Below are 19014 nucleotides of genomic sequence, written 5' to 3' on the forward strand. Positions count from 1 at the left end.
ACATTCTCGTTGGGGTCGGGCTGGTTCTGCCGACTGGTTTTGAGCCCCATTGGGCCGCCGGTCAGCCGGTCAGCCGGTCAGCTGGTGTATTTACCACGCCCAAGACTGTCGAGCGTCCCGCCACCGATCAGATGGTCTAGGATCAATTCCCTTTGGTAAGCATCGCTTGTGTTCAGCGCCTGAACCTCCTGTGCGGTCAAATCCCGGCGTACATATCCCTGCTCTCCCAGGCAGCGATCGACCGCTCTGACTTCGCCATTGGATCGGATATTTTTCTGGTTTGACGCCACAATAATTGGCCCCACAACCACGCCTCCCAACAGAACTCCAGCAACATAGCTGCCCGTGACAGCGCCGCGCCCGCCCTTTTGCGCCACCCCCTGACAAGAGGCCAAAGCGACCTTTGCAGAAGCCAAATTCTTGCCGGGCTGTGACGGCACAGACGGGCCCGGCGTTTCAGCGCATCCGGTCAAAACCATCACTGCCAGGCAGGCAAAACACTTGCTTTGCTCACCCATTTTTCTCAGCAAAAAATCCGCGTTCTGGAAAAATGACATAGGCCAACCTTCAAAAATTCAAATACCCTCGTAGTTTGCTACCGTAGAATTACAAAAATGAGAACGCTTAAAAGGCATTGGCCACTGGCAACCAAGCGCTCTGCCGCACCACTTGCCAAAGCGCAGATGCGACCGAAGATCGAAACCTACGCCGGAACAAAGGCCTCAAGCAGGCCCTGCTCTGCGAGGATCGCTTCGGCGTCAGGTCGGCTCATCTGCGGCAGTGTCACACCTGTGTCGATAAAGCCCGCCCGTTTCAGCGACTGGCCGATCTTTTCCAGATTAAGCTCACCGATGCGGACCTGGCGATATGTTTCCGGATCGCGCGGGATCCATTCCCTATGCAGCTCATCCAGGACATGAATGGCTGCGCCTCGAAAGCTCTCGATCTGACTGATCGGCTCTTCGCTCCAGCTGGAACGGCGCACGATATAGGCAATACGCTGGTCTGGCCGACACACAAAACCAAGCAAATGCGCCGCTGAACCATCCGCAATGATGATGTCCTCGGCGGCGCGATAGGCTGCGATCTGGGCTTTGATCGAATGATCCTGTGGATGAAAAATGGCATAGCCACAGCGCTCCAGAAGAGTTTCCAGTTTGCTTTCACCAATCATCCCGGCGGTTTCCAGCGGGAGTTTCGAGCGCGAAACATATAGTCGTCTGGCCCCTTGCGGCGCCACGCTTTGGCTCAATTTCTGACTAAAGGTTTGGCGGAACTCGGGCGTTGCAGCGGCAATGTCTCCCAATCCAAACCCCTGTCCCGGCACCACCAGTTCCTCGAACCGGGCCGCGGGTTTCACGATATGAACCGGTACATCACGCATCAAAAGATCGATAAAATCGCGTTGAAATCCACCAAGCTGCGGCGGCATCCGCGGCCGCTTGTTCACAAAGACAATACCGCTGAGAGGCTTTTCGTAGTGTTCAAGCGCCCATAGCCGGGCCGTGCTTTCCACCAGAAAATGGCCAAAGTGGTGAAACAAAAGTCCGCCCCACAGCCAACGCCCGGGAATCCGCCCCTGCGGGTTTGGCACCGATTTGGGGTGTAGTGTCATGCGATTGTTGTAACGCCAGGTCGCCCCTTGCGGACAGTAATTTCCATCGCGATCAAACACCCCACAATGCTGGCGAAACCGGCTGTTTTCCGGCGCCATGACCACGGCGTCGTGCAGCTCGACAATGACGCGCGCCCATCCCTGTTTTGGATCCGGTGGCTGGGCTGCGGAGAAATCAGAAGTCAACGGCAGGTCTCTCACAATTGGTCAGGTTTGGTCAGGCTGAAAACAGCCCCTAGCTAGCGGGTTCCGACTCTGGAATGGACCGGGCGATAGCTCTGCCCCTTGTCCAGAACGACGATTGAGTCATGCACATGAATGCCGGCGACTGCCTCGCTCAGTATCGGGAAACTGACCGGGCGTTTGTGGTACCAGCGGTGCATATCCTCGACCATCAAGGCCACTTTTCGAAAGAAATTGCCGTTCCTGCGAAAACCACCACCAAACTGATCCCAATAGGCCGTGTGCAGGTCTTCGATCATATAGGTTCCACCCTCGCTCAGCAGTGGAAACAGGACCTCCAGGCTTTTTGCAACATGGTCCATTTGATGACTGCCGTCATCCAGCACGACATCCACTCCGCCCATCTCGGCCACAACTGCTTTCAGAAATTCCGGATCATCCTGCGAGCCGATACGAACCTGCCCCGCCTGACCATCGAACTGGGCACAAGTCGGGTCGATATCGATGCCGAATATGATTGCCTCCGGACCAAAATATTCTCGCCAGATCTGCAAGGACCCCCCTTTGGAAACGCCAATCTCGAGAAACCGGAGAGGGCGTTTCCGGTAGCGAGAAAAATAACGATCATAGAGTGGGATATAGTGATGCCATTTATGGACAACCGGCCCGGCGTTTTCGACAAAGATGCGCGCAAGGTCACCAGAGAAGCCGTATTTATCCTCGATGTCCTTTGCGACATCTGCGCCGTCGAACCGATATTTTCCGATCATGTGCTTCTCTTACCGCCCAAACCCCTGTGGAATACCCTTTGGGACCACATTTGCCAATTTTACACAAGAGAATACACGGTCGACCAACAAGGGGGCCAGCAGGGGCGTCAGGACGGGATGCGCGCGGGATCGAAGGCCTGAAAGGGAGCGGCAAACAGGCAGAGCCGCAAGCAGGATTCGCATGACTTCAGACTGGGCGAGACAGAGCCGCAGCCCAAAATCGGTGGCATCACAGGCTTGCCTAAATCAGTATCCGTCGTGCTATTGAGGTTAGTACAAGAGAAAGTGGTGAGCCGTGATGGGTTCGAACCATCGACCTACTGATTAAAAGTCAGTTGCTCTACCAACTGAGCTAACGGCCCACTTTCTTGTCGCGGTCTAAGTGATTTCTCCAAGAGGATCAAGCACTTATTTTGCTATCGTCTGGCGCTTCCTAGCTGGTAACGCCGTCTCGATTGGCGGCTGTCTACGGTCAGGACGGGAAAGGGTCAAGCCCTTTTTTGAACTTTCTGCGACACAGACTGGATTCATTTCCATCTCAGGTCTATATGCCCGATATGAACACACACTCCGACACCCAGTTCCCCTTTATGAAGATGCACGGCCTCGGCAATGATTTTGTCGTTGTCGATGCGCGCCATCAAAAGCTGGAGATCACTCCCGCTTTGGCAAAGGGCATAGCCCATCGTCAGTTCGGTGTCGGCTTCGACCAGCTGGCTTTGATCGAACAGGGCACAGGCGACGCGCATCTCACCTTCTATAATGCCGATGGGTCCACCTCGGCGGCCTGTGGCAATGCCACCCGCTGCATTGCCCGTCACCTGATGGACGAGAGCGGCAAACCCGCGCTTCACCTGACCACCGACCGTGGAGATCTGTTTGCCCGCGACGCCGGGGATGGCCTGACCGCTGTTAATATGGGGCACCCCCAGCTGGACTGGCAAGAAATCCCGCTGGCCTCTGCCATGGAAACGCTAGAGCTGCCCATCGACAGCATGCCAAGTGCATCCGGGCCAACTGCAACAGGTATGGGCAACCCCCACTGCACTTTCTTTGTTGAAGATGCCGAACAGATCCCGCTTGCAGAATTTGGCCCCCGTTTTGAACACCACCCGCTGTTCCCGGAGCGCACCAATGTGCAGGTCGCACATCTGGTTGGCCCCGATCATATCCGTATGCGGGTCTGGGAGCGTGGTGTGGGCGTAACCCTTGCCTCTGGCTCTTCCTCCTGCGCCACGGCCGTTGCCGCCGCGCGGCGCGGCCTGACAGGGCGCAGGGTCCAGATCGATCTGGACGGCGGCACGCTCTGGATCGACTGGCGCGACGACGGCGTCTGGATGACCGGTCCCACCATGCATGTCTTTAGCGGCACATTCACTGCCGCCTTTCTGGAAAGCCTCTGACCATGTCCGCGCCCAAGTTCACGACACTCGGCTGCCGTCTCAACGCCTATGAGACCGAGGCGATGAAAGAGCTATCCCAGGCAGTCGGTCTGGAAGACCTTGTCGTTGTGAATACCTGTGCTGTGACGGCAGAGGCCGTGCGCAAATCCCGTCAGGAAATCCGTCGACTGCGCCGTGAAAACCCCGAGGCCCGCATCGTGGTCACCGGCTGTGCCGCGCAAACCGAACCCGAGACCTTTGCCCAAATGGCCGAAGTCGACACAGTGATCGGCAACACAGAGAAAATGCAGCCCGAGACCTGGCACGGCATGGCGGCAGATTTCGTCGGTGAGACGGAAAAGGTCCAGGTTGATGACATCATGTCCGTGACCGAGACCGCCGGTCATCTGATCGACGGTTTCGGCACCCGCAGCCGCGCTTATGTACAGGTGCAAAACGGCTGCGACCACCGCTGTACCTTCTGCATCATCCCCTATGGCCGTGGTAACTCCCGGTCAGTCCCTGCGGGTGTTGTGGTCGACCAGATCAAACGGCTGGTCGGCAAAGGCTATAACGAGGTGGTCCTCACTGGCGTTGACCTCACCTCTTGGGGCGCAGATCTGCCCGCCACGCCCAAACTTGGCGATCTGGTCATGCGCATCCTGAAACTGGTGCCCGATCTGCCACGCCTGCGGATTTCCTCCATCGATTCGATCGAGGTGGATGAAAACCTGATGCAGGCCATCGCCACCGAGCCCCGTCTGATGCCGCATCTGCATCTGTCGCTGCAGCATGGGGATGATCTGATCCTCAAGCGCATGGCCCGACGCCACCTGCGCGATGATGCCATCCGCTTCTGCGAAGAGGCCCGCAGATTGCGCCCTGACATGACCTTTGGCGCCGATATCATTGCAGGCTTTCCAACCGAAACCGAAGCCCATTTTGAAAACTCGCTGAAACTGGTTCAGGACTGCGCGCTCACCTGGCTGCATGTCTTTCCCTATTCCAAACGCGACGGAACCCCGGCCGCCAAGATCCCCAACCAAGTCAACGGAAAGGTGATCAAGGATCGCGCTGCCCGACTGCGCGCTGTCGGAGAGGTTCAGGTCCAATCCCATCTGGCTTCGCAGATCGGTAAAACCCATCAGGTCTTGATGGAAAACCCGCATATGGGCCGGACCGAACAATTCACCGAAGTGAACTTTGCAGCTCCCCAGAAGGAAGGCCAGATCGTGACGGCAACGATCCTAGGTTTGGACGGCACTCAGCTCATGGCCTGAAGCAGGCAGCCAGGGCGTGAAACAGCCCCATGGCATAGCCCCCGAAATACAAAAGCCCCCGCAAGTGACCTTGCGGGGGCTTTTTGATCTAAACAGAATCCGACCTATCAGGCGGTTTTCTTGCCTTTATGTGGTGCCCAAAGCTTTTTGTTGGTCAGATACAGCAGGACCGACAGAACAGTCAGGATCAGAACGCCAACAAAACCAACCTGCTTCCGCGCCATCAGTTTTGGTTCGGCAGTCCACATCAGGAAGGCCGCAACATCCTGCGACATGTGGTGCACAGAGTTGTCATGACCGTCGGCAAATTCGACCTGCTCGTCGGACAGCGGTGGTGCCATCGAGATCCAGCCGCCAGGAAAAGCGGTGTTCTCATAAAAGATGGTGCCAGCCTCTTCCTTTTCTTCACCGGTATAGCCGTCCAGCAAAGAGGCGATGTATTCCGCGCCCCCCATACCTTTGAACAGCTGGTTCATACCGGAACCGTAAGGACCGTGGAAACCGGCACGTGCCTTGGCCATCAGGCTCAAGTCGGGCGCACCAGCAGCGGTGTTGGCCGGAAAGTGATCCACTGGCTTGGCAGGACGATCTTCATCCAGTTCCGCGTCATAAACCGAGAAGTTCTCGGCCGCGTAGGCACGAACCTGATCCGCAGGCAGCGCAGGGCCACCCTCGTCTGCCAGCGTACGCAGAGGCACGAACTTCAGCCCGTGACAAGCTGCACAGACCTCGGTGTAGATCTGCAGGCCGCGCTGCAGCTGGTTCTGGTCATAGGCGCCAAAAGGCCCTTCGAACGAGAATTCAAAATCCTCGACATGGCCGCTTCCGCCTGCCGCATGGGATGCGACAGGGGCAAGGGCCAGAGCGAAGGCGGCACCGATTGCGAGTTTCTTCAACATTGGTAGCTGTCCTTCTCAGTTACTCGGCAGGAGTGGCTGCATCGGATTTCTTGCCATAGTGGGCGTCGAAATCCTCTTCGATTGTAGCAGGCTCTGCCAGTGGCTTCTCAATGACGCCCAGGAGCGGCAGGATCACCAGGAAGTAGCCGAACCAATAGGCCGATGCGATCAGCGAGAACGATGCATAGGGCTCTTCAGCGGGCATCGCACCCAGCCACATCAGGGCAAAGAAGTCGATGACCAGCAGGTAGAACCACCACTTGAACATCGGACGATACCGACCGGAGCGCACGCGGCTGGTGTCGAGCCATGGCACCAGGGCCATGATTGCGATGGCACCGAACATGGCCAGAACACCAAAGAACTTCGCATCGATGATACCACCGGTCACAAAGGAGGCAATCTGAACAACCCAGACTTCGGAAGTGAAGGCCCGCAGGATCGCGTAGAACGGCAGGAAGTACCATTCAGGAACGATATGCGCAGGGGTTACCAGCGGGTTCGCCTCGAGGTAGTTGTCGGGGTGACCCAAGTAGTTTGGCATAAAGCCGACGATGGCCCAGAAAATCACCAGCACAACGGCGAGACCGAGGAAATCCTTGATCACGAAGTATGGCCAGAAGGGCAGCGTGTCTTTTTTGACTTCGTCTTTCGAGCCTTTGCGCACATCAACACCAGTTGGGTTGTTGTTGCCGGTGGTGTGGAAAGCCCAGATATGGACGATCACCAGTGCAGCAATGACGAAAGGCAGCAGATAGTGCAGCGAGAAGAAGCGGTTCAGCGTGGCGTTATCCACCGCAGGCCCACCCAGCAGGAATGTCTGCAGCGCGTCGCCTACAAAAGGAATGGCACCAAACAGGCCGGTGATCACGGTCGCACCCCAGAAGGACATCTGACCCCAGGGCAGAACGTAGCCCATAAAGCCGGTCGCCATCATCAGAAGGTAGATGATCATACCGATGATCCAGGTGATTTCGCGTGGGGCCTTGTAAGAGCCGTAGAACAGACCACGGAAGATGTGGATGTAGACGGCTACAAAGAACAGCGAGGCGCCGTTGGCGTGCAGATAGCGCAGCATATAGCCGCCATTCACATCACGCATAATGTGCTCGACGCTGGCAAAGGCCATGTCAGCATGCGGCGTGTAATGCATCACCAGAACAATACCGGTGACGATTTGCAGCACCAGGCAGAATGCCAGAACGATGCCCCAAATCCACCACCAGTTCAGGTTCTTGGGGGTGGGGATCATGATGGTGTTGTAAAGCAGGCCAACGATGGGCAGGCGGCTATCTAGCCACTTTTCTGCGCCTGTCTTTGGCTCATATGTGTCGTGCGGAATACCGGACATGGTGCGTCTCCTTATCCCAGCTTGATGGTTGTTGCGTCGGTGAACTCTGCGACGGGTACGTGCAGGTTCTCAGGCGCGGGGCCTTTACGGATCCGGCCAGCGGTGTCGTAGTGCGACCCGTGGCAGGGGCAGAACCAACCGTTGAAATCACCGGCGCCATCACCCAAAGGCACACAGCCAAGGTGGGTACAGACGCCCATCATCACCAGCCATTCGCCGTTTTCATCCATGGCGCGGTTTTCATCCGCGGCATCGGTGCCAGGCTTGTTGGGGTTTTCCGACATAGGGTCGATCAGTCCAGACAGCTCCACAGCGCGGGCTTCGTCGATCTCTGCCTGAGTACGACGGCGAATGAACACGGGTTTCCCCAAGAACATCACACTGATCTGCGTTCCAACTTCTACACCGCTGATATCCACGAGGATCGAGGACAGCGCCTTGACGTCAGCCGAGGGGTTCATTTGGTTGACCAGGGGCCAGATAGCGGCACCCGCGGTCACTGCCCCGGCGCCGGCAGTGGCGTAGTAGAGGAAATCTCTCCGGGTTCCTTCGTTGTCTTCTGCGTGGGACACGAGGTTTTCTCCAATTCCAGCGCCCGTTTAGGGCAAACATGCGCATGCACCACGAAAAACGCGGTGACTCATCGCGGGTCATAAACCGGTGAGGCAGTTTCGTCCAGCGGTCAAAGCCGCACATGTCACTCCAGTTTCAAGTTTCTTTGAAACGGCGGTGTCAAAGCCACAGACAAAGCTGCCTCAGCCCCTATTTTGTAAGAAATCGTTAACCCTCTGGTGGGCGTGTCGCCTGCATCGACGGACGTGATTCGAAGATCTCGAACCAGTCCGCGAGCGCTTCATTTCCCACGCGCCAGCCTGCATCCGGGTGCCGGAAGTCGAGATAGGCCAGGGCGCAGGCCACTGCGATCTGCCCAATATCCAGAGGCCCGCGAAGGTGGCTCATCCAGCGGGCATTCAGCGCCGCACAGGCCCCCAGCGCCTTGCCGCGCTGCGCTGTGATCCAATCCTGGGATTGCAGCGCCTCCGGACGCAGGCGCATCTCATAGGTCATCAGCACGGCGGCATCCATGATGCCATCAGCCGTGGCCTCCAGGATTTTGCTGTCCCAGCCCGCCGCGTAGAGCCCGGAGTCGGCCTGCTCATCCAGATATTCGCAGATCACCCGGCTATCATAAAGCGCAGGCCCGTCGCCCCGTTCCAGCGCCGGGATCTTGGCAAGCGGGTTGCTGGCCTGCACCTCAGCACTGGGGGAAATGGGTGTTGTCGCCACATTCAGCAGCTCCACCGTATCAAGTGTGTCGGTTTCATGTAGCAAAACCATGACCTTGCGCACAAAGGGGGAGGTTGGGGCATAGTGAAGTTTCATGGTGGTCTCCTTGACGGTTTGCCGCAGCCTAGCTGCTGCAGCCAAAATGGGAAGCCCAGCTTCGAGTCACAGGTCCATGTCACACATGCAAGACGACTGATACGAGGCTTGCACTTCCCAGCGCTTCTTGGCAAAATCCTATTTGTTCTCAGGGCGGGGTGAAATTCCCCACCGGCGGTAAGCAGGGTCCAACTGGTCTTCTGTCAGCCCGCGAGCGGCTTTTCGTGTCCACGACCCAAAACTGGGAACCGGTTTTGGGGAACTTGTGGAATTTGCGCAAAAAGTGTCCAGCAGATCTGGTGTGATTCCAGAGCCGACGGTGAAAGTCCGGATGGAAGAGAACGTGCGACAGAACCGTATCCGGAAAAACCGGGTGCAGTCCTGCCGTTCGTTATCGCCTTGGGTGACGTGTCAAAACGCAAGGAGATAACGATGACACACACCCGTTTTGCTTTTATCAAGGCGCAATGGCACGCCGATATCGTCGATCGCGCATTGGACGGTTTCTTGGATCTCGTCTCGGGCGATCAGGTGGACGTAGTAGATGTCCCCGGCGCTTTTGAGATGCCGTTGATGGCGCAGGAACTGGCTAAAACCGGCAAATATGGCGCGATTGTCTGCGCGGCATTTGTCGTGGACGGCGGCATTTACCGGCATGATTTTGTTGCGCAATCGGTTGTTGACGGATTGATGCGGGTTGGTCTGGACACCGGAGTTCCGGTCCTGTCTGTCTCGCTGACACCGCATCAGTATCAGGAAACCGAACATCACAACACGATCTACCGCGACCACTTTGAGGAAAAAGGGCGCGAAGCCGCACAAGCCGCCTTGATGATCACCAAGGCTCGCGAAAAAGCGCAGGAGGCAGCCGCCTAGCTGCAAAGGTAGCGCAGATACTGGCAGGCTCGTACTGGCAGGCCTACGCCTGCCACTTCTGCCGCCGTCGGCATCCTACCCCAAGTAGTCCTTCAGAACCGGCGGCGGGTTGTCCAGCAATTCCGCCGTTGGCATGGGGCTGCGCGCTTTGCCGTCGGCCACCAGAATCACAGCGTCGGCAATACGGCGCGCATCCTGCGGGTCGTGGCTCACCATCAGCACAGTGGCGCCAGTTTCCGTGGCGATTTCCGCCACCAGATCCAGCATCTCGGCCTTTAGCGCAGGCCCCAGCGCCGCGAAGGGCTCATCCAGCAGTAGCAGATCCCGTTTCTGCAACAACACCCGCGCCAGAGCCACCCGGCTTTGCTGCCCCCCCGAAAGTGCAGCCGGTTTACGCGCGGCTAAATCGCCCAACCCCACACGCTCCAACGCCTGTTGCACCTGCGCCTGTTCCGCCTGGTTCAGCCGCAGATTCGCCCGCAGGCCAAGCCCCGCGTTCTGTGCCACGCTGAGATGGGGAAACAGATTGCCATCCTGAAACAACATCGCCACCGGACGCTGTCCCGGCGGCAGGTCCCTCAGATCCAGATCTCCCCACATGATCCGCCCTTGGCTGAGCGGTAAAAACCCTGCGATGGCTTCGATCAGGGTTGTTTTACCAGCTCCGGATGGGCCGATTACAGCCACCCGTGCCCCCGCATTGACCTGTAAATCCGCCAGGACGCTAAAGTCGCCGTTTTCAATCTTGCACTTCTCAAGCCTCAGCATGCCAGCGTCCTCCGCGATCCAAAATCCAAAACGCCGCCATCGACAGCAGTAACAGCAAAAGCGCGGCCCCTGCTGCGGCCTGCATCTGGTAGGCGCCCATCAAGCGATAGATCTGCAGTGGCAGCGTGGCTATCTCGGGATCTGCAAACAAAGTGATCACGCCCAGATCGCCCATCGACAAGGCTGCCGCCAGACCGGCAGCAAAGCCGATCTGCGCCCGCATCCGGGGCAGAAAAACCCGCCACAAGAACGCCCAGCCTGCCATATCGAGCGAAAGCACCAGCTTGCCATAGCGCGACACCACCGCCTGCGCCTGTGGCACCAAAATGCGCAGGGCAAAAGGCAGCGCCATCACTGCATTCACCAACGCTGTGACCGGCAGGGCCAGATCAAACGGATCCGCGATGGGATAGATCACGATGAACAATCCAGTCCCGATCACCAGCGGCGAGGCCGCCAATCCCAGAATCCCCGCGACCTCGATCAACCTCGCCTTTCCCAGCGCCACCGAAGCCGCCATTGGCACCGCCAACAAAAGCAAAAGTACCGTACTACCAGCAGAGACCAAAATGGATGTCAGCGCCGCCTCCCAGACTGCGATTTTCAACAGAACCAACCCTGAGACACCCGACAAGACCACTGCGATCAGTGGCAGCAACAAAAACACCGTCGCAAACAGTATCCAGGCCCAATCAATTGTTTTGGCCCTCCCCCCCGTTCCATCCCAGCGGCGCAGGCTCCGATCCAACCCGGCGCCCGTTCCCTCAACCGAGGATGCCCTCAGCGCCAGATAAGCGGCACAGCCCGTCAGCAGCAGCTGTACTGCGGACAACAGTGCGGCCCGTCCAAGGTCGAAATCAAACCGGAAGGCCTGGTAGATCGCCAGCTCGATCGTGGTGGCGCGTGGGCCACCCCCGAGGGTCAGCGCTACGGCGAAACTGGACAGGCAGATGGCAAAGACCACCGCCAGCGCGCCGGGCACCACGCGCGCCAGCATCGGGGCCTCCAACAGGTGCCACATAGCACCGGGGCCCGCGTTGATCTGTGCGGCCAGGCGAAAGCGTTCTGCCGGGATTTCCTGCCAGCCCTGCAGAATCAGGCGGGTTGCCAGCGGCAGGTTGAAAAACACATGCGCCAGCACCACCCCGTGCAGGCCATAGATTTGCAGAGATTCAAAACCAAAAAAGCCCAGCGCCTGACTGATCCACCCGGCACGACCAAAAACGGCCAGAAGTCCCAGAATGGCAACAATTACCGGCAGGATGAAGGGCGCGCCCAGCAGTGCAATCAGCAGCGACCGACCAACAAACCTGCGCCGCGCCAGCGCCCGGGCAACGCCAATGGCCAGCCCGACACTAAGGACAGCTGACAGCACCGCCTGGGTCAGGGTAAAGCGCAGCGCGGCCCAGTCACTGGCCGCAAAGCCACGTCCGGCTTCGGCCCGCAGCGCCACCGCTGCAAGTGTTCCCAGGATGAGCGCGGCCACCAGAAGGGCCGCGCCAGCGCCGGGAATAGCGCTTATTGGCTGAGCGCGTCGAGCCATTCGCCCAATGCGCCATCACGCACTGCTGCCGCCTCATCTGCCGACAAAAGCAGCGATTTCGTCGGGGTGATCAGGGTCTCGAAGCCCTCGGGCAATCCAGCCGCCGGAGTCACCGATGGGTACATCCAGTTGGTGGTTGGAATGATCGACTGGAATGCGTCGGAAACCATGAACTGCATGAAATCGCGCGCCAGTTCCGGCTGATCACTGCCTGCCAGGATGCCAGCCACTTCGACCTGCATATAGTGACCTTCATCAAAAGCAGCGGCGGCTTTGGAGCCGTCTTCTTCGGCAATCAGGTGATAGGCAGGCGAGGTGGTATAGGAGAGCACCATATCGGCCTCGCCTTCCAAGAACAGACCGTAAGCCTCGGACCAGCCTTTGGTCACGGTGACCACATTGTCCGCGAGATCCTTCCAGATCATGGGGGCCTCATCGCCATAGGCGGCCTTGACCCACATCAGCAGACCCAGACCGGGGGTGGAGGAGCGGGGATCCTGAATGACGATTTTCATGTCACTGGCCGCCAGTGATTTGAAATCTGTCGGCGCTGCCGCGTCCGCATTATGGACAAAGGCAAAGTAGCCCCAGTCATAAGGGGCAAAGGTAGCATCATCCCAGGCGATCGGCAGGCTGTAGTCCGCAGTCACGCCATGTTCGGCAAACAGACCGGTTGCGGCGGCAGCTGCCGTAAGGTTGGTATCCAGCCCCAGCACCACATCCGCATCTGAACGCGCGCCTTCCAGTTTGACGCGTGCCAGCAGGGCGGCGCCGTCGCCTGCCCCAACCAGTTTCAAGTCACAGCCGCACTGGGCCTCAAAGGCTTTTTCCACCGCAGGGCCCGGGCCCCAGTCAGAGACAAAGCTGTCATAGGTATAGACGGTCAGTTCTGGCGTCTCGGCATATGCTGCCGATGCGCCCAAAAGTGCCGCTGCAAAAACAGAATACTTCATGGCATCCTCCTTTGCGGCATCGGGCAAGGGTGGACCACGTCCGTAACCTTCCCTCCGCCGGTTCTAGCCGGTTCAGGTTCTACGGGTTTACTCTCAGCCTGGTTTCCCACGCACCCCGAGGTGAGGCGCAACCTACGTGGCACCCCCTGCAAAGACAAGCGAAACCGCAATAGCTCTTGAGCCATGGCCGCAGCATCGCTAAGCACATCTCGCAAAGGAGATCCCAGCACATGTCGATGAACAGCTTTGGCCATCTTTTCCGTGTCACCACCTGGGGCGAAAGCCACGGACCCGCATTGGGTGCAACTGTGGATGGCTGCCCGCCGAATGTGCCGTTGGATCCCGCAATGCTGCAGCAATGGCTGGATCGCCGTCGCCCCGGCCAGAACAAGAACACCACCCAGCGCAATGAACCGGACGCGGTCAAGATCTTGTCCGGAGTGTTTGACGGCAAATCAACCGGCACGCCGATCCAGCTGATGATCGAAAACACCGACCAGCGCTCAAAGGACTACGGCGATATCGCTCAGACATTTCGCCCCGGTCACGCTGACATCACCTATTTCCAAAAATACGGCAATCGCGACTATCGTGGCGGCGGGCGGTCCTCTGCCCGGGAAACTGCCGCTCGCGTTGCCGCCGGGGGCGTTGCGCGCGAGGCGATCAAGGCGCTGGTGCCGGGGCTGGAGATCACCGGTTACATGACCCAGATGGGTGAAATGGAAATCGACCGCAGCCGTTTTGACTGGGACGCAATCAGCCAGAATGATTTCTGGATCCCCGATGCGGGCGCCGTGCAGGACTGGGAGGATTACCTGCAAGGCCTGCGCAAGGCGCATGATTCCGTCGGCGCCGTGGTTGAGGTTGTCGCGCGCGGTGTGCCCGCAGGCATTGGCGCGCCGGTCTACAGCAAGCTCGACACAGATCTGGCCGCCGCGATGATGTCGATCAACGCAGTCAAGGCAGTCGAGATTGGCGAAGGCATGAATGCCGCTCGCCTCAAGGGGTCGCAAAACGCCGATGAAATCTTCATGGGCAACGATGGCCAGCCAGTCTATTCCTCCAACCATGCCGGCGGCATTCTGGGGGGGATCTCTACCGGGCAAGACGTTGTTGTGCGCTTTGCGGTGAAACCAACCTCCTCGATCCTGACACCGCGCCAGTCGATCCGCAAAGATGGCACCGCCGCCGAAGTCATCACCAAGGGCCGCCATGACCCCTGCGTTGGCATCCGCGCCGTGCCTGTAGCCGAAGCCATGATGGCCTGTGTGATCCTGGATCATCTGCTGCTGCATCGTGGCCAGATTGGTGAAAACCAAGGCACCATCGGCGAATGAGCCTGAAACAGCTCCAGTCGCAACTACGCCGCGTCGCCAAAGAGCAGATGGCGCAGGATCCGGCCCATGACATCGCCCATCTGGACCGGGTCTGGGCCAATGCCCATCGGATCGCGCGCGCTGAAAACAAAAAGGCCCGGGGCCGGGTCGATTTACGGGTGTTGATGGCGGGGGCCTATCTGCATGATCTGGTGAACCTGCCAAAGGATCATCCCGACCGCGCCAAGGCGTCGACCTTCTCGGCAGACAAAGCCGCACCGATTCTGGCTGACCTGGGCTATGCGGCGGACGAGGTCGCAGCTGCCCAGCATGTGATTGCCGCCCATAGTTTTTCCGCCGGGATTACGCCGAAAAGCTTTGAGGCTGAAATCCTGCGCGACGCCGACCGGCTGGATGCCCTAGGGGCCGTGGGCATAGCGCGCACCTTTATGGTGGCCGGGGCGATAAACCGCCCTTTCTGTGACCCGGATGATCCCTTTGCCGCCAACCGCGCGCTGGATGATCAGCTCTGGTCGATCGACCACTGGCATCTGAAGCTGTTGAAACTGCCCGGTGATATGGCGACAGAAAAGGGCCGCAAGATTGCCCGCAAACGCGCCCGCCTGATGCTGAGCTATCTGCAGCAGTTGGCCAAGGAAATGGATACCGAGCTGCCGGACCACTGGGCTGATCTGTTGAAATGATCGCCATCCTTGCCATCACCTTTCCCATCTATGCCGCCATGGCGCTGGGATATCTGGTGGTCTGGAAAGGCTGGTTCAGCAGTGACGACATGCGCAGTTTTGGCCGCTATGTGCTGAATATCGCGCTGCCAGCACTAATTTTCTCCGCCGTGGCTGCACGCAGTCCGGCACAGGTGTTTCAGCCCGGATATGTTGCGGCCTATGCCATTGGCGGTCTGGCCACAGCAGCCCTGGCCTATCTGCTGTTTACCTGGCGTGGCACCGACCCGCAGCGGCGTGCGCTGGGAGTGATGGGGTCGACCTGCCCCAACAATGGCTTCATCGGCTATCCCATTATGCTCTTGGCCTTTCCCGACCTGGCGGGAGTCATTCTGGCGCTGAACCTGCTGGTTGAGAACCTGATCCTGATCCCGCTGTGCCTGTTGCTGGTCGAACTTGCAGGCGGGAATCCCGGCCAGCCAGTCCTGCCCCGACTGGGGCGTATCCTGCGGGATCTGGCCAAGATGCCAATGCTCATCGGTCTGGCGCTGGGGATGCTGGTGTCGATCCTTGGCCTGCCGCTGCCCGGCCCGTTCCTGCGCTTCGTCGATATGCTGGCGGCCTCGGCCGGGGCGGTCTCACTCTTGGTGATCGGTGGCTCACTGGTGGGACTGCCGCTACATGGCAACCGGTCTCTGGCGGCGCAGATCAGTGCCACCAAGCTGCTGCTACATCCTGCACTGGTGGCGCTGGCCGCAGCCGTCCTGTTGGCAACTGGCTTGATTGACCTCAGCCCTGCCTTGCACAGCGCCCTGGTCCTGTCGGCAGCGATGCCGATGTTTGGGATTTATACCGTGCTGGCGCAACGACAGGGTTTGGAGGGCGCGGCCAGTCTGGCCATGTTGATGGCCACCAGCTGCGCCTTTGTCAGCCTCACTGCTTTGCTGTGGCTTTTGACCTGATTACGGCTCTAATCTTGAGAAAATAGCCCTGCATAGGTTTCGCGCAGGGCCTTTTTCTGCACTTTGCCCATGGTATTACGTGCGAGTTCCGGCACCAGTTCGATGTGTTTGGGCTGTTTGAACTTCGCCAGCTGATCCGCAAGGGCCGCGCGAATATCCTCGGCCGAGATCGCAGCATCCGGCTGCGCCACAACCACCGCCACGACGGCCTCGCCAAAATCGGGATGCGGCACGCCGATCACCGCGCTTTCCAACACGCCGGGCAGATCATCAATCAGGCTTTCGACCTCTTTCGGGTAGACGTTGAAGCCGCCGGTGATCACCAAATCCTTTTGCCGCCCCACGATGGTGATATAGCCATCCGCATCCTTGCAGGCGAGATCCCCGGTGATGAACCAGCCATCGGCCTGCAACTCTTCGGCGGTTTTTTCCGGCATCTGCCAATAGCCCTGAAACACATTCGGCCCGCGCACCTCAAGCACGCCAGTTTCATGCGTCGCAACCTCGCGTCCCTGATCGATGATACGTGCCTCGACACCCGGCAGCGGAAAGCCGACAGTACCTGCGCGACGCTCGCCCTCATAGGGGTTGGAGGTGCTCATATTGGTTTCGGTCATACCGTAGCGTTCCAGAATGCGGTGCCCGGTGCGGGCCTGCCATTGTTCATGCGTGTCCACCAGCAAAGGGGCGGAGCCCGAGATGAACAGCCGCATATTGGCAGCGCGGTCCATCGTCAGGCGGGGATCCTGCAACAGGCGGGTGTAAAAGGTCGGAACCCCCATCAACGCCGTGGCCTGTGGCATTGCCTCCAGAATCTGGTCCGCGTTGAATCCGGACAGGAACACCACCCGCGCACCTGCAAACAGGGCAACATTGGTCGCCACAAACAGCCCGTGAGTGTGAAAAATCGGCAGAGCATGGATCAATACATCCGAGCTGGTGAACTGCCAGTAATCCCGGAGGGTTTTGGAATTTGAGGCAAGGTTTGCGTGGCTTAGCATCGCGCCCTTGGACCGACCTGTAGTGCCAGAGGTATAGAGGATCGCCGCCAGATCGTCCGGCCCGCGCGGCACCGGGGTAAACCCACCCCGACCCACAACCGAATCCGTCAGGCTGCCAGCTCCCTTGGCATCCAGTGTCACTACGCGCGCGGCACCCGCGATCTCTGTCATCTCGGACAGGCGGGCGGGATCACAGACCACCACGCGGGGGCTGGCGTCACCAAGGAAATAAGCTACCTCAGGCGTAGTGTAAGCGGTATTGAGCGGCAGAAAAACGCCCCCGGCCATCACAGTACCAAGATAAAGCTGAATCGCCTCGATGGTTTTCTCCACCTGCACAGCCACCCGATCTCCGGGCTGCACTCCCATGGCCACCAGCGCCGCCGCGTTACGCTCAGCACCTGCGAAGAGTTCTCCGAAGGTCACACTGGCACGCGCCGGGAAAGTCGCAAAATTACGGGTCTCATGCCCCTTCGAGGCCGCGTGCAGCTGCGAAATCAGATGGTTGGCATCATACATCAAAGGGCTCCTTTGGCTTTGGCGCAACTTGCGCCAGAGGCAGCTGGGAAATCAACCCATTGATCTTTTTGTCGCAGGGGCGCAGGGTCCGCCGCATGGTCAAATCCTTAACATCGCATCGACCCATGCTGGCGATCACCCTTAAAGTGGTGGCCATCGGCCTGTTCACCGGACTTTCCGCATTGATCAAGGAGGTCTCGGATGTGGTGCCAGCAGGTGAAGCTGTGTTCTTTCGCTCGTTTTTTGCCATTCCCGTGATCGTGGTCTGGTTGGCCAGTCGCGGCGAGCTGCGCCACGGATTGGTGACCAAAAAGCCGATGTTTCATGTCTGGCGCGGCCTAGTTGGCACCTCGGCGATGGCCATGACCTTTATGGGTTTGGCATTGCTGCCTCTGCCCGAGGTCACCGCGATTGGCTACGCGACACCGATCTTCACGCTGATTCTGGCGGCGGTCTTTTTGGGAGAACGCATTCGCTTGGTGCGTATCAGCGCCGTGGCCATTGGCCTGCTGGGGGTACTGATCATGATCTCCCCCCGTCTGGGCGGAGGTGCGGGCCTGACCGAGGGCGCCACGCTGGGCGTGCTTTTGGTCATTGGTGCCACCGTGGCGCGTGGCTTTGTGCAGATCCATATCCGGCGCATGGTTCAATCAGAGCATACTGCCGCCATCGTGTTTTATTTCTCGCTCACGGCCTCCGGACTGGCGCTTCTCACCCTGCCCTTCGGCTGGGTGATGCCGGATGGCAAAACACTGGCCCTGCTGATTGGCGCCGGGGTGGTTGGTGGTGTGGCACAGATTCTTGTGACCTCCTCCTACCGGTTCGCCCCGGCCTCGATGCTGGCGCCCTATGACTATGTTTCGATGCTGTTTGCGATTGTCATCGGCTACATCTGGTTCGCTGAATTGCCCACTCTGGTGATGCTTTCGGGGGCACTGCTGGTGATTTCTGGCAATATCTTGGTGGTCTGGCGCGAAAGCCGTCTGGGGTTGGAACGCGGCAAGGCAAAATCACTCACGGACCCCAAGGGCGGCTGATCCGACAGAGCAAAACCGACAGGTCGGGATAGAGCCCGTCAGTTTGCCCGATCTTGCCTCGGTGGAACTAGGCGGCGACCCTGTCGGGTGCAGGGGCGCAAAGCGAGAACACCACCACAACGGCGGCGCCGTTCACCCAGTAAAAATTCGGCATCCAAACCGGAAAGCCCCGAGATGGTGGTCCGTCAGCACGGTCAGCAGAAAGACTGCTACTCCCGTCATCACCAAATGATACAGCGCAGCCGGGTTGCTCTCGCCAAGGCTCAGCACGAAGGGCCTGGGCAAACGCTTCCTCTTCCACCTTCAGCGCGATGAGGTCGCCGCCCATGCGTGCATTGTCCGCCTCGGAGTCGATCTCTCGCAGAATCGCTTCCAGCCAGGCGCGACGATGAACGAAATAGACCCTGCCACATTCTGAGAGGCAGGCACATGCCCCCAAGGTGGCGCAAAGGACGTGCGAAAAAAGAGCGTTCCCTTGAAAGACAACTGGATC

19 protein-coding genes, 1 tRNA gene and 2 riboswitches are annotated in these 19014 nt (G+C 58.9%); of the genes, 7 read left to right on the forward strand and 13 right to left on the reverse strand.

The genetic code is table 11. From position 1 onward, the window contains the following. Positions 1–77: 77 nt before the first annotated feature. The 4 genes from PH5382_RS04990 to PH5382_RS05005 all read right to left on the reverse strand — a co-directional run bounded on the left by PH5382_RS04990 (position 78) and on the right by PH5382_RS05005 (position 2930). Positions 78–518 (reverse strand): hypothetical protein, encoded by a 441-nt coding sequence (locus tag PH5382_RS04990; protein WP_058333343.1) that lies wholly within the window; start codon positions 516–518, stop codon positions 78–80. A 185-nt stretch (positions 519–703) separates the two neighbouring features. Further along, a complete protein-coding gene (locus tag PH5382_RS04995; RefSeq protein ID WP_058333246.1) occupies positions 704–1801 on the reverse strand; it encodes a glycosyltransferase family 61 protein in 1098 nt (365 codons plus the stop codon). Positions 1802–1854: 53 nt separating this feature from the next. Further along, positions 1855–2568: a class I SAM-dependent methyltransferase gene (locus tag PH5382_RS05000; RefSeq protein ID WP_058333247.1), complete on the reverse strand. Its 714-nt coding sequence runs from the start codon at positions 2566–2568 to the stop codon at positions 1855–1857. A 286-nt stretch (positions 2569–2854) separates the two neighbouring features. Beyond that, positions 2855–2930 (reverse strand) — tRNA-Lys (locus PH5382_RS05005). 186 nt (positions 2931–3116) lie between these two features. On the opposite strand from PH5382_RS05005, the gene dapF reads away from it, so the two are divergent. Together dapF and mtaB are read left to right on the forward strand one after the other, a co-directional pair. After that, complete coding sequence (gene dapF, locus PH5382_RS05010; RefSeq protein WP_058333248.1) at positions 3117–3971, forward strand: diaminopimelate epimerase; 855 nt, start codon at positions 3117–3119, stop codon at positions 3969–3971. Between the two features lie 2 nt (positions 3972–3973). Beyond that, positions 3974–5230: a tRNA (N(6)-L-threonylcarbamoyladenosine(37)-C(2))-methylthiotransferase MtaB gene (gene mtaB / locus PH5382_RS05015; protein WP_058333249.1), complete on the forward strand. Its 1257-nt coding sequence runs from the start codon at positions 3974–3976 to the stop codon at positions 5228–5230. 107 nt (positions 5231–5337) lie between these two features. Here the strand turns inward: mtaB and PH5382_RS05020 are convergent, their stop codons facing one another. The 4 genes from PH5382_RS05020 to PH5382_RS05035 form a co-directional block, all read right to left on the reverse strand. Continuing rightward, on the reverse strand, positions 5338–6129 hold the full coding sequence (locus PH5382_RS05020; RefSeq protein WP_058333250.1) for a cytochrome c1: 792 nt from the start codon (positions 6127–6129) through the stop codon (positions 5338–5340). A gap of 19 nt (positions 6130–6148) precedes the next feature. Continuing rightward, complete coding sequence (gene petB / locus PH5382_RS05025) at positions 6149–7480, reverse strand: cytochrome b (RefSeq protein ID WP_058333251.1); 1332 nt, start codon at positions 7478–7480, stop codon at positions 6149–6151. Positions 7481–7491: 11 nt separating this feature from the next. After that, on the reverse strand, positions 7492–8052 hold the full coding sequence (gene petA, locus PH5382_RS05030; protein WP_058333252.1) for a ubiquinol-cytochrome c reductase iron-sulfur subunit: 561 nt from the start codon (positions 8050–8052) through the stop codon (positions 7492–7494). 208 nt (positions 8053–8260) lie between these two features. Beyond that, positions 8261–8863 carry a glutathione S-transferase gene (locus tag PH5382_RS05035; RefSeq protein WP_058333253.1) on the reverse strand — a complete coding sequence of 201 codons (603 nt, stop codon included), beginning with the start codon at positions 8861–8863 and terminating at the stop codon, positions 8261–8263. Positions 8864–9003: 140 nt separating this feature from the next. Beyond that, positions 9004–9210: riboswitch (FMN riboswitch) on the forward strand. Between the two features lie 79 nt (positions 9211–9289). Here PH5382_RS05035 and PH5382_RS05040 point away from each other — a divergent pair. Continuing rightward, positions 9290–9739 carry a 6,7-dimethyl-8-ribityllumazine synthase gene (locus tag PH5382_RS05040; RefSeq protein WP_255354091.1) on the forward strand — a complete coding sequence of 150 codons (450 nt, stop codon included), beginning with the start codon at positions 9290–9292 and terminating at the stop codon, positions 9737–9739. Between the two features lie 75 nt (positions 9740–9814). Here PH5382_RS05040 and PH5382_RS05045 read toward each other — a convergent pair whose 3' ends face one another. Genes PH5382_RS05045 through thiB form a run of 3 tightly spaced genes read right to left on the reverse strand, consistent with a single transcriptional unit; the run spans position 9815 to position 13003 of the window. Continuing rightward, positions 9815–10507 (reverse strand): thiamine ABC transporter ATP-binding protein, encoded by a 693-nt coding sequence (locus PH5382_RS05045; protein ID WP_058333255.1) that lies wholly within the window; start codon positions 10505–10507, stop codon positions 9815–9817. After that, on the reverse strand, positions 10494–12050 hold the full coding sequence (locus PH5382_RS05050) for a thiamine/thiamine pyrophosphate ABC transporter permease ThiP (RefSeq protein ID WP_058333256.1): 1557 nt from the start codon (positions 12048–12050) through the stop codon (positions 10494–10496). The genes PH5382_RS05045 and PH5382_RS05050 overlap by 14 nt, the downstream gene beginning before the upstream one ends. Continuing rightward, positions 12026–13003, reverse strand: coding sequence for a thiamine ABC transporter substrate binding subunit (gene thiB / locus PH5382_RS05055; RefSeq protein WP_058333257.1), 978 nt, complete (start codon positions 13001–13003; stop codon positions 12026–12028). The genes PH5382_RS05050 and thiB overlap by 25 nt, the downstream gene beginning before the upstream one ends. A 32-nt stretch (positions 13004–13035) precedes the next feature. Next, positions 13036–13131, reverse strand: a riboswitch (TPP riboswitch). 102 nt (positions 13132–13233) lie between these two features. On the opposite strand from thiB, the gene aroC reads away from it, so the two are divergent. From aroC to PH5382_RS05070, 3 genes are read left to right on the forward strand one after another with little or no spacing between them, the layout of a single operon-like run. Continuing rightward, complete coding sequence (gene aroC, locus PH5382_RS05060) at positions 13234–14340, forward strand: chorismate synthase (protein ID WP_058333258.1); 1107 nt, start codon at positions 13234–13236, stop codon at positions 14338–14340. Further along, positions 14337–15023, forward strand: coding sequence for an HD domain-containing protein (locus PH5382_RS05065; RefSeq protein ID WP_058333259.1), 687 nt, complete (start codon positions 14337–14339; stop codon positions 15021–15023). The genes aroC and PH5382_RS05065 overlap by 4 nt, the downstream gene beginning before the upstream one ends. After that, positions 15020–15964 (forward strand): AEC family transporter, encoded by a 945-nt coding sequence (locus PH5382_RS05070; protein WP_058333260.1) that lies wholly within the window; start codon positions 15020–15022, stop codon positions 15962–15964. The genes PH5382_RS05065 and PH5382_RS05070 overlap by 4 nt, the downstream gene beginning before the upstream one ends. 8 nt (positions 15965–15972) lie before the next feature. Here the strand turns inward: PH5382_RS05070 and PH5382_RS05075 are convergent, their stop codons facing one another. After that, positions 15973–17484, reverse strand: coding sequence for a malonate--CoA ligase (locus PH5382_RS05075; RefSeq protein ID WP_058333261.1), 1512 nt, complete (start codon positions 17482–17484; stop codon positions 15973–15975). A 95-nt stretch (positions 17485–17579) separates the two neighbouring features. On the opposite strand from PH5382_RS05075, the gene PH5382_RS05080 reads away from it, so the two are divergent. Next, complete coding sequence (locus PH5382_RS05080) at positions 17580–18521, forward strand: DMT family transporter (protein ID WP_058333262.1); 942 nt, start codon at positions 17580–17582, stop codon at positions 18519–18521. 67 nt (positions 18522–18588) lie between these two features. On the opposite strand, the gene PH5382_RS19380 is transcribed toward PH5382_RS05080, so the two are convergent. Next, positions 18589–18849, reverse strand: a complete 261-nt coding sequence (locus tag PH5382_RS19380; RefSeq protein ID WP_197409997.1) for a hypothetical protein — start codon at positions 18847–18849, stop codon at positions 18589–18591. Positions 18850–19014: the final 165 nt, after the last annotated feature.

The sequence above is a fragment of the Phaeobacter sp. CECT 5382 genome, from assembly GCF_001457775.1.
Classification (GTDB): domain Bacteria; phylum Pseudomonadota; class Alphaproteobacteria; order Rhodobacterales; family Rhodobacteraceae; genus Pseudophaeobacter.

What these genes read in the sequence shown, in the direction of transcription:
- PH5382_RS05050 (WP_058333256.1), bottom strand. Translation starts at nt 12,050, where the DNA reads ATGGCTCGACGCGCTCAGCCAATAAGCGCTATTCCCGGCGCTGGCGCG.
- petB (WP_058333251.1), bottom strand. Translation starts at nt 7,480, where the DNA reads ATGTCCGGTATTCCGCACGACACATATGAGCCAAAGACAGGCGCAGAA.
- aroC (WP_058333258.1), top strand. Translation starts at nt 13,234, where the DNA reads ATGTCGATGAACAGCTTTGGCCATCTTTTCCGTGTCACCACCTGGGGC.
- PH5382_RS05065 (WP_058333259.1), top strand. Translation starts at nt 14,337, where the DNA reads ATGAGCCTGAAACAGCTCCAGTCGCAACTACGCCGCGTCGCCAAAGAG.
- dapF (WP_058333248.1), top strand. Translation starts at nt 3,117, where the DNA reads ATGCCCGATATGAACACACACTCCGACACCCAGTTCCCCTTTATGAAG.
- PH5382_RS05020 (WP_058333250.1), bottom strand. Translation starts at nt 6,129, where the DNA reads ATGTTGAAGAAACTCGCAATCGGTGCCGCCTTCGCTCTGGCCCTTGCC.
- PH5382_RS04990 (WP_058333343.1), bottom strand. Translation starts at nt 518, where the DNA reads ATGGGTGAGCAAAGCAAGTGTTTTGCCTGCCTGGCAGTGATGGTTTTG.
- PH5382_RS05075 (WP_058333261.1), bottom strand. Translation starts at nt 17,484, where the DNA reads ATGTATGATGCCAACCATCTGATTTCGCAGCTGCACGCGGCCTCGAAG.
- PH5382_RS05000 (WP_058333247.1), bottom strand. Translation starts at nt 2,568, where the DNA reads ATGATCGGAAAATATCGGTTCGACGGCGCAGATGTCGCAAAGGACATC.
- mtaB (WP_058333249.1), top strand. Translation starts at nt 3,974, where the DNA reads ATGTCCGCGCCCAAGTTCACGACACTCGGCTGCCGTCTCAACGCCTAT.
- PH5382_RS05045 (WP_058333255.1), bottom strand. Translation starts at nt 10,507, where the DNA reads ATGCTGAGGCTTGAGAAGTGCAAGATTGAAAACGGCGACTTTAGCGTC.
- PH5382_RS05070 (WP_058333260.1), top strand. Translation starts at nt 15,020, where the DNA reads ATGATCGCCATCCTTGCCATCACCTTTCCCATCTATGCCGCCATGGCG.
- PH5382_RS05035 (WP_058333253.1), bottom strand. Translation starts at nt 8,863, where the DNA reads ATGAAACTTCACTATGCCCCAACCTCCCCCTTTGTGCGCAAGGTCATG.
- PH5382_RS19380 (WP_197409997.1), bottom strand. Translation starts at nt 18,849, where the DNA reads ATGGGCGGCGACCTCATCGCGCTGAAGGTGGAAGAGGAAGCGTTTGCC.
- thiB (WP_058333257.1), bottom strand. Translation starts at nt 13,003, where the DNA reads ATGAAGTATTCTGTTTTTGCAGCGGCACTTTTGGGCGCATCGGCAGCA.
- PH5382_RS05080 (WP_058333262.1), top strand. Translation starts at nt 17,580, where the DNA reads ATGGTCAAATCCTTAACATCGCATCGACCCATGCTGGCGATCACCCTT.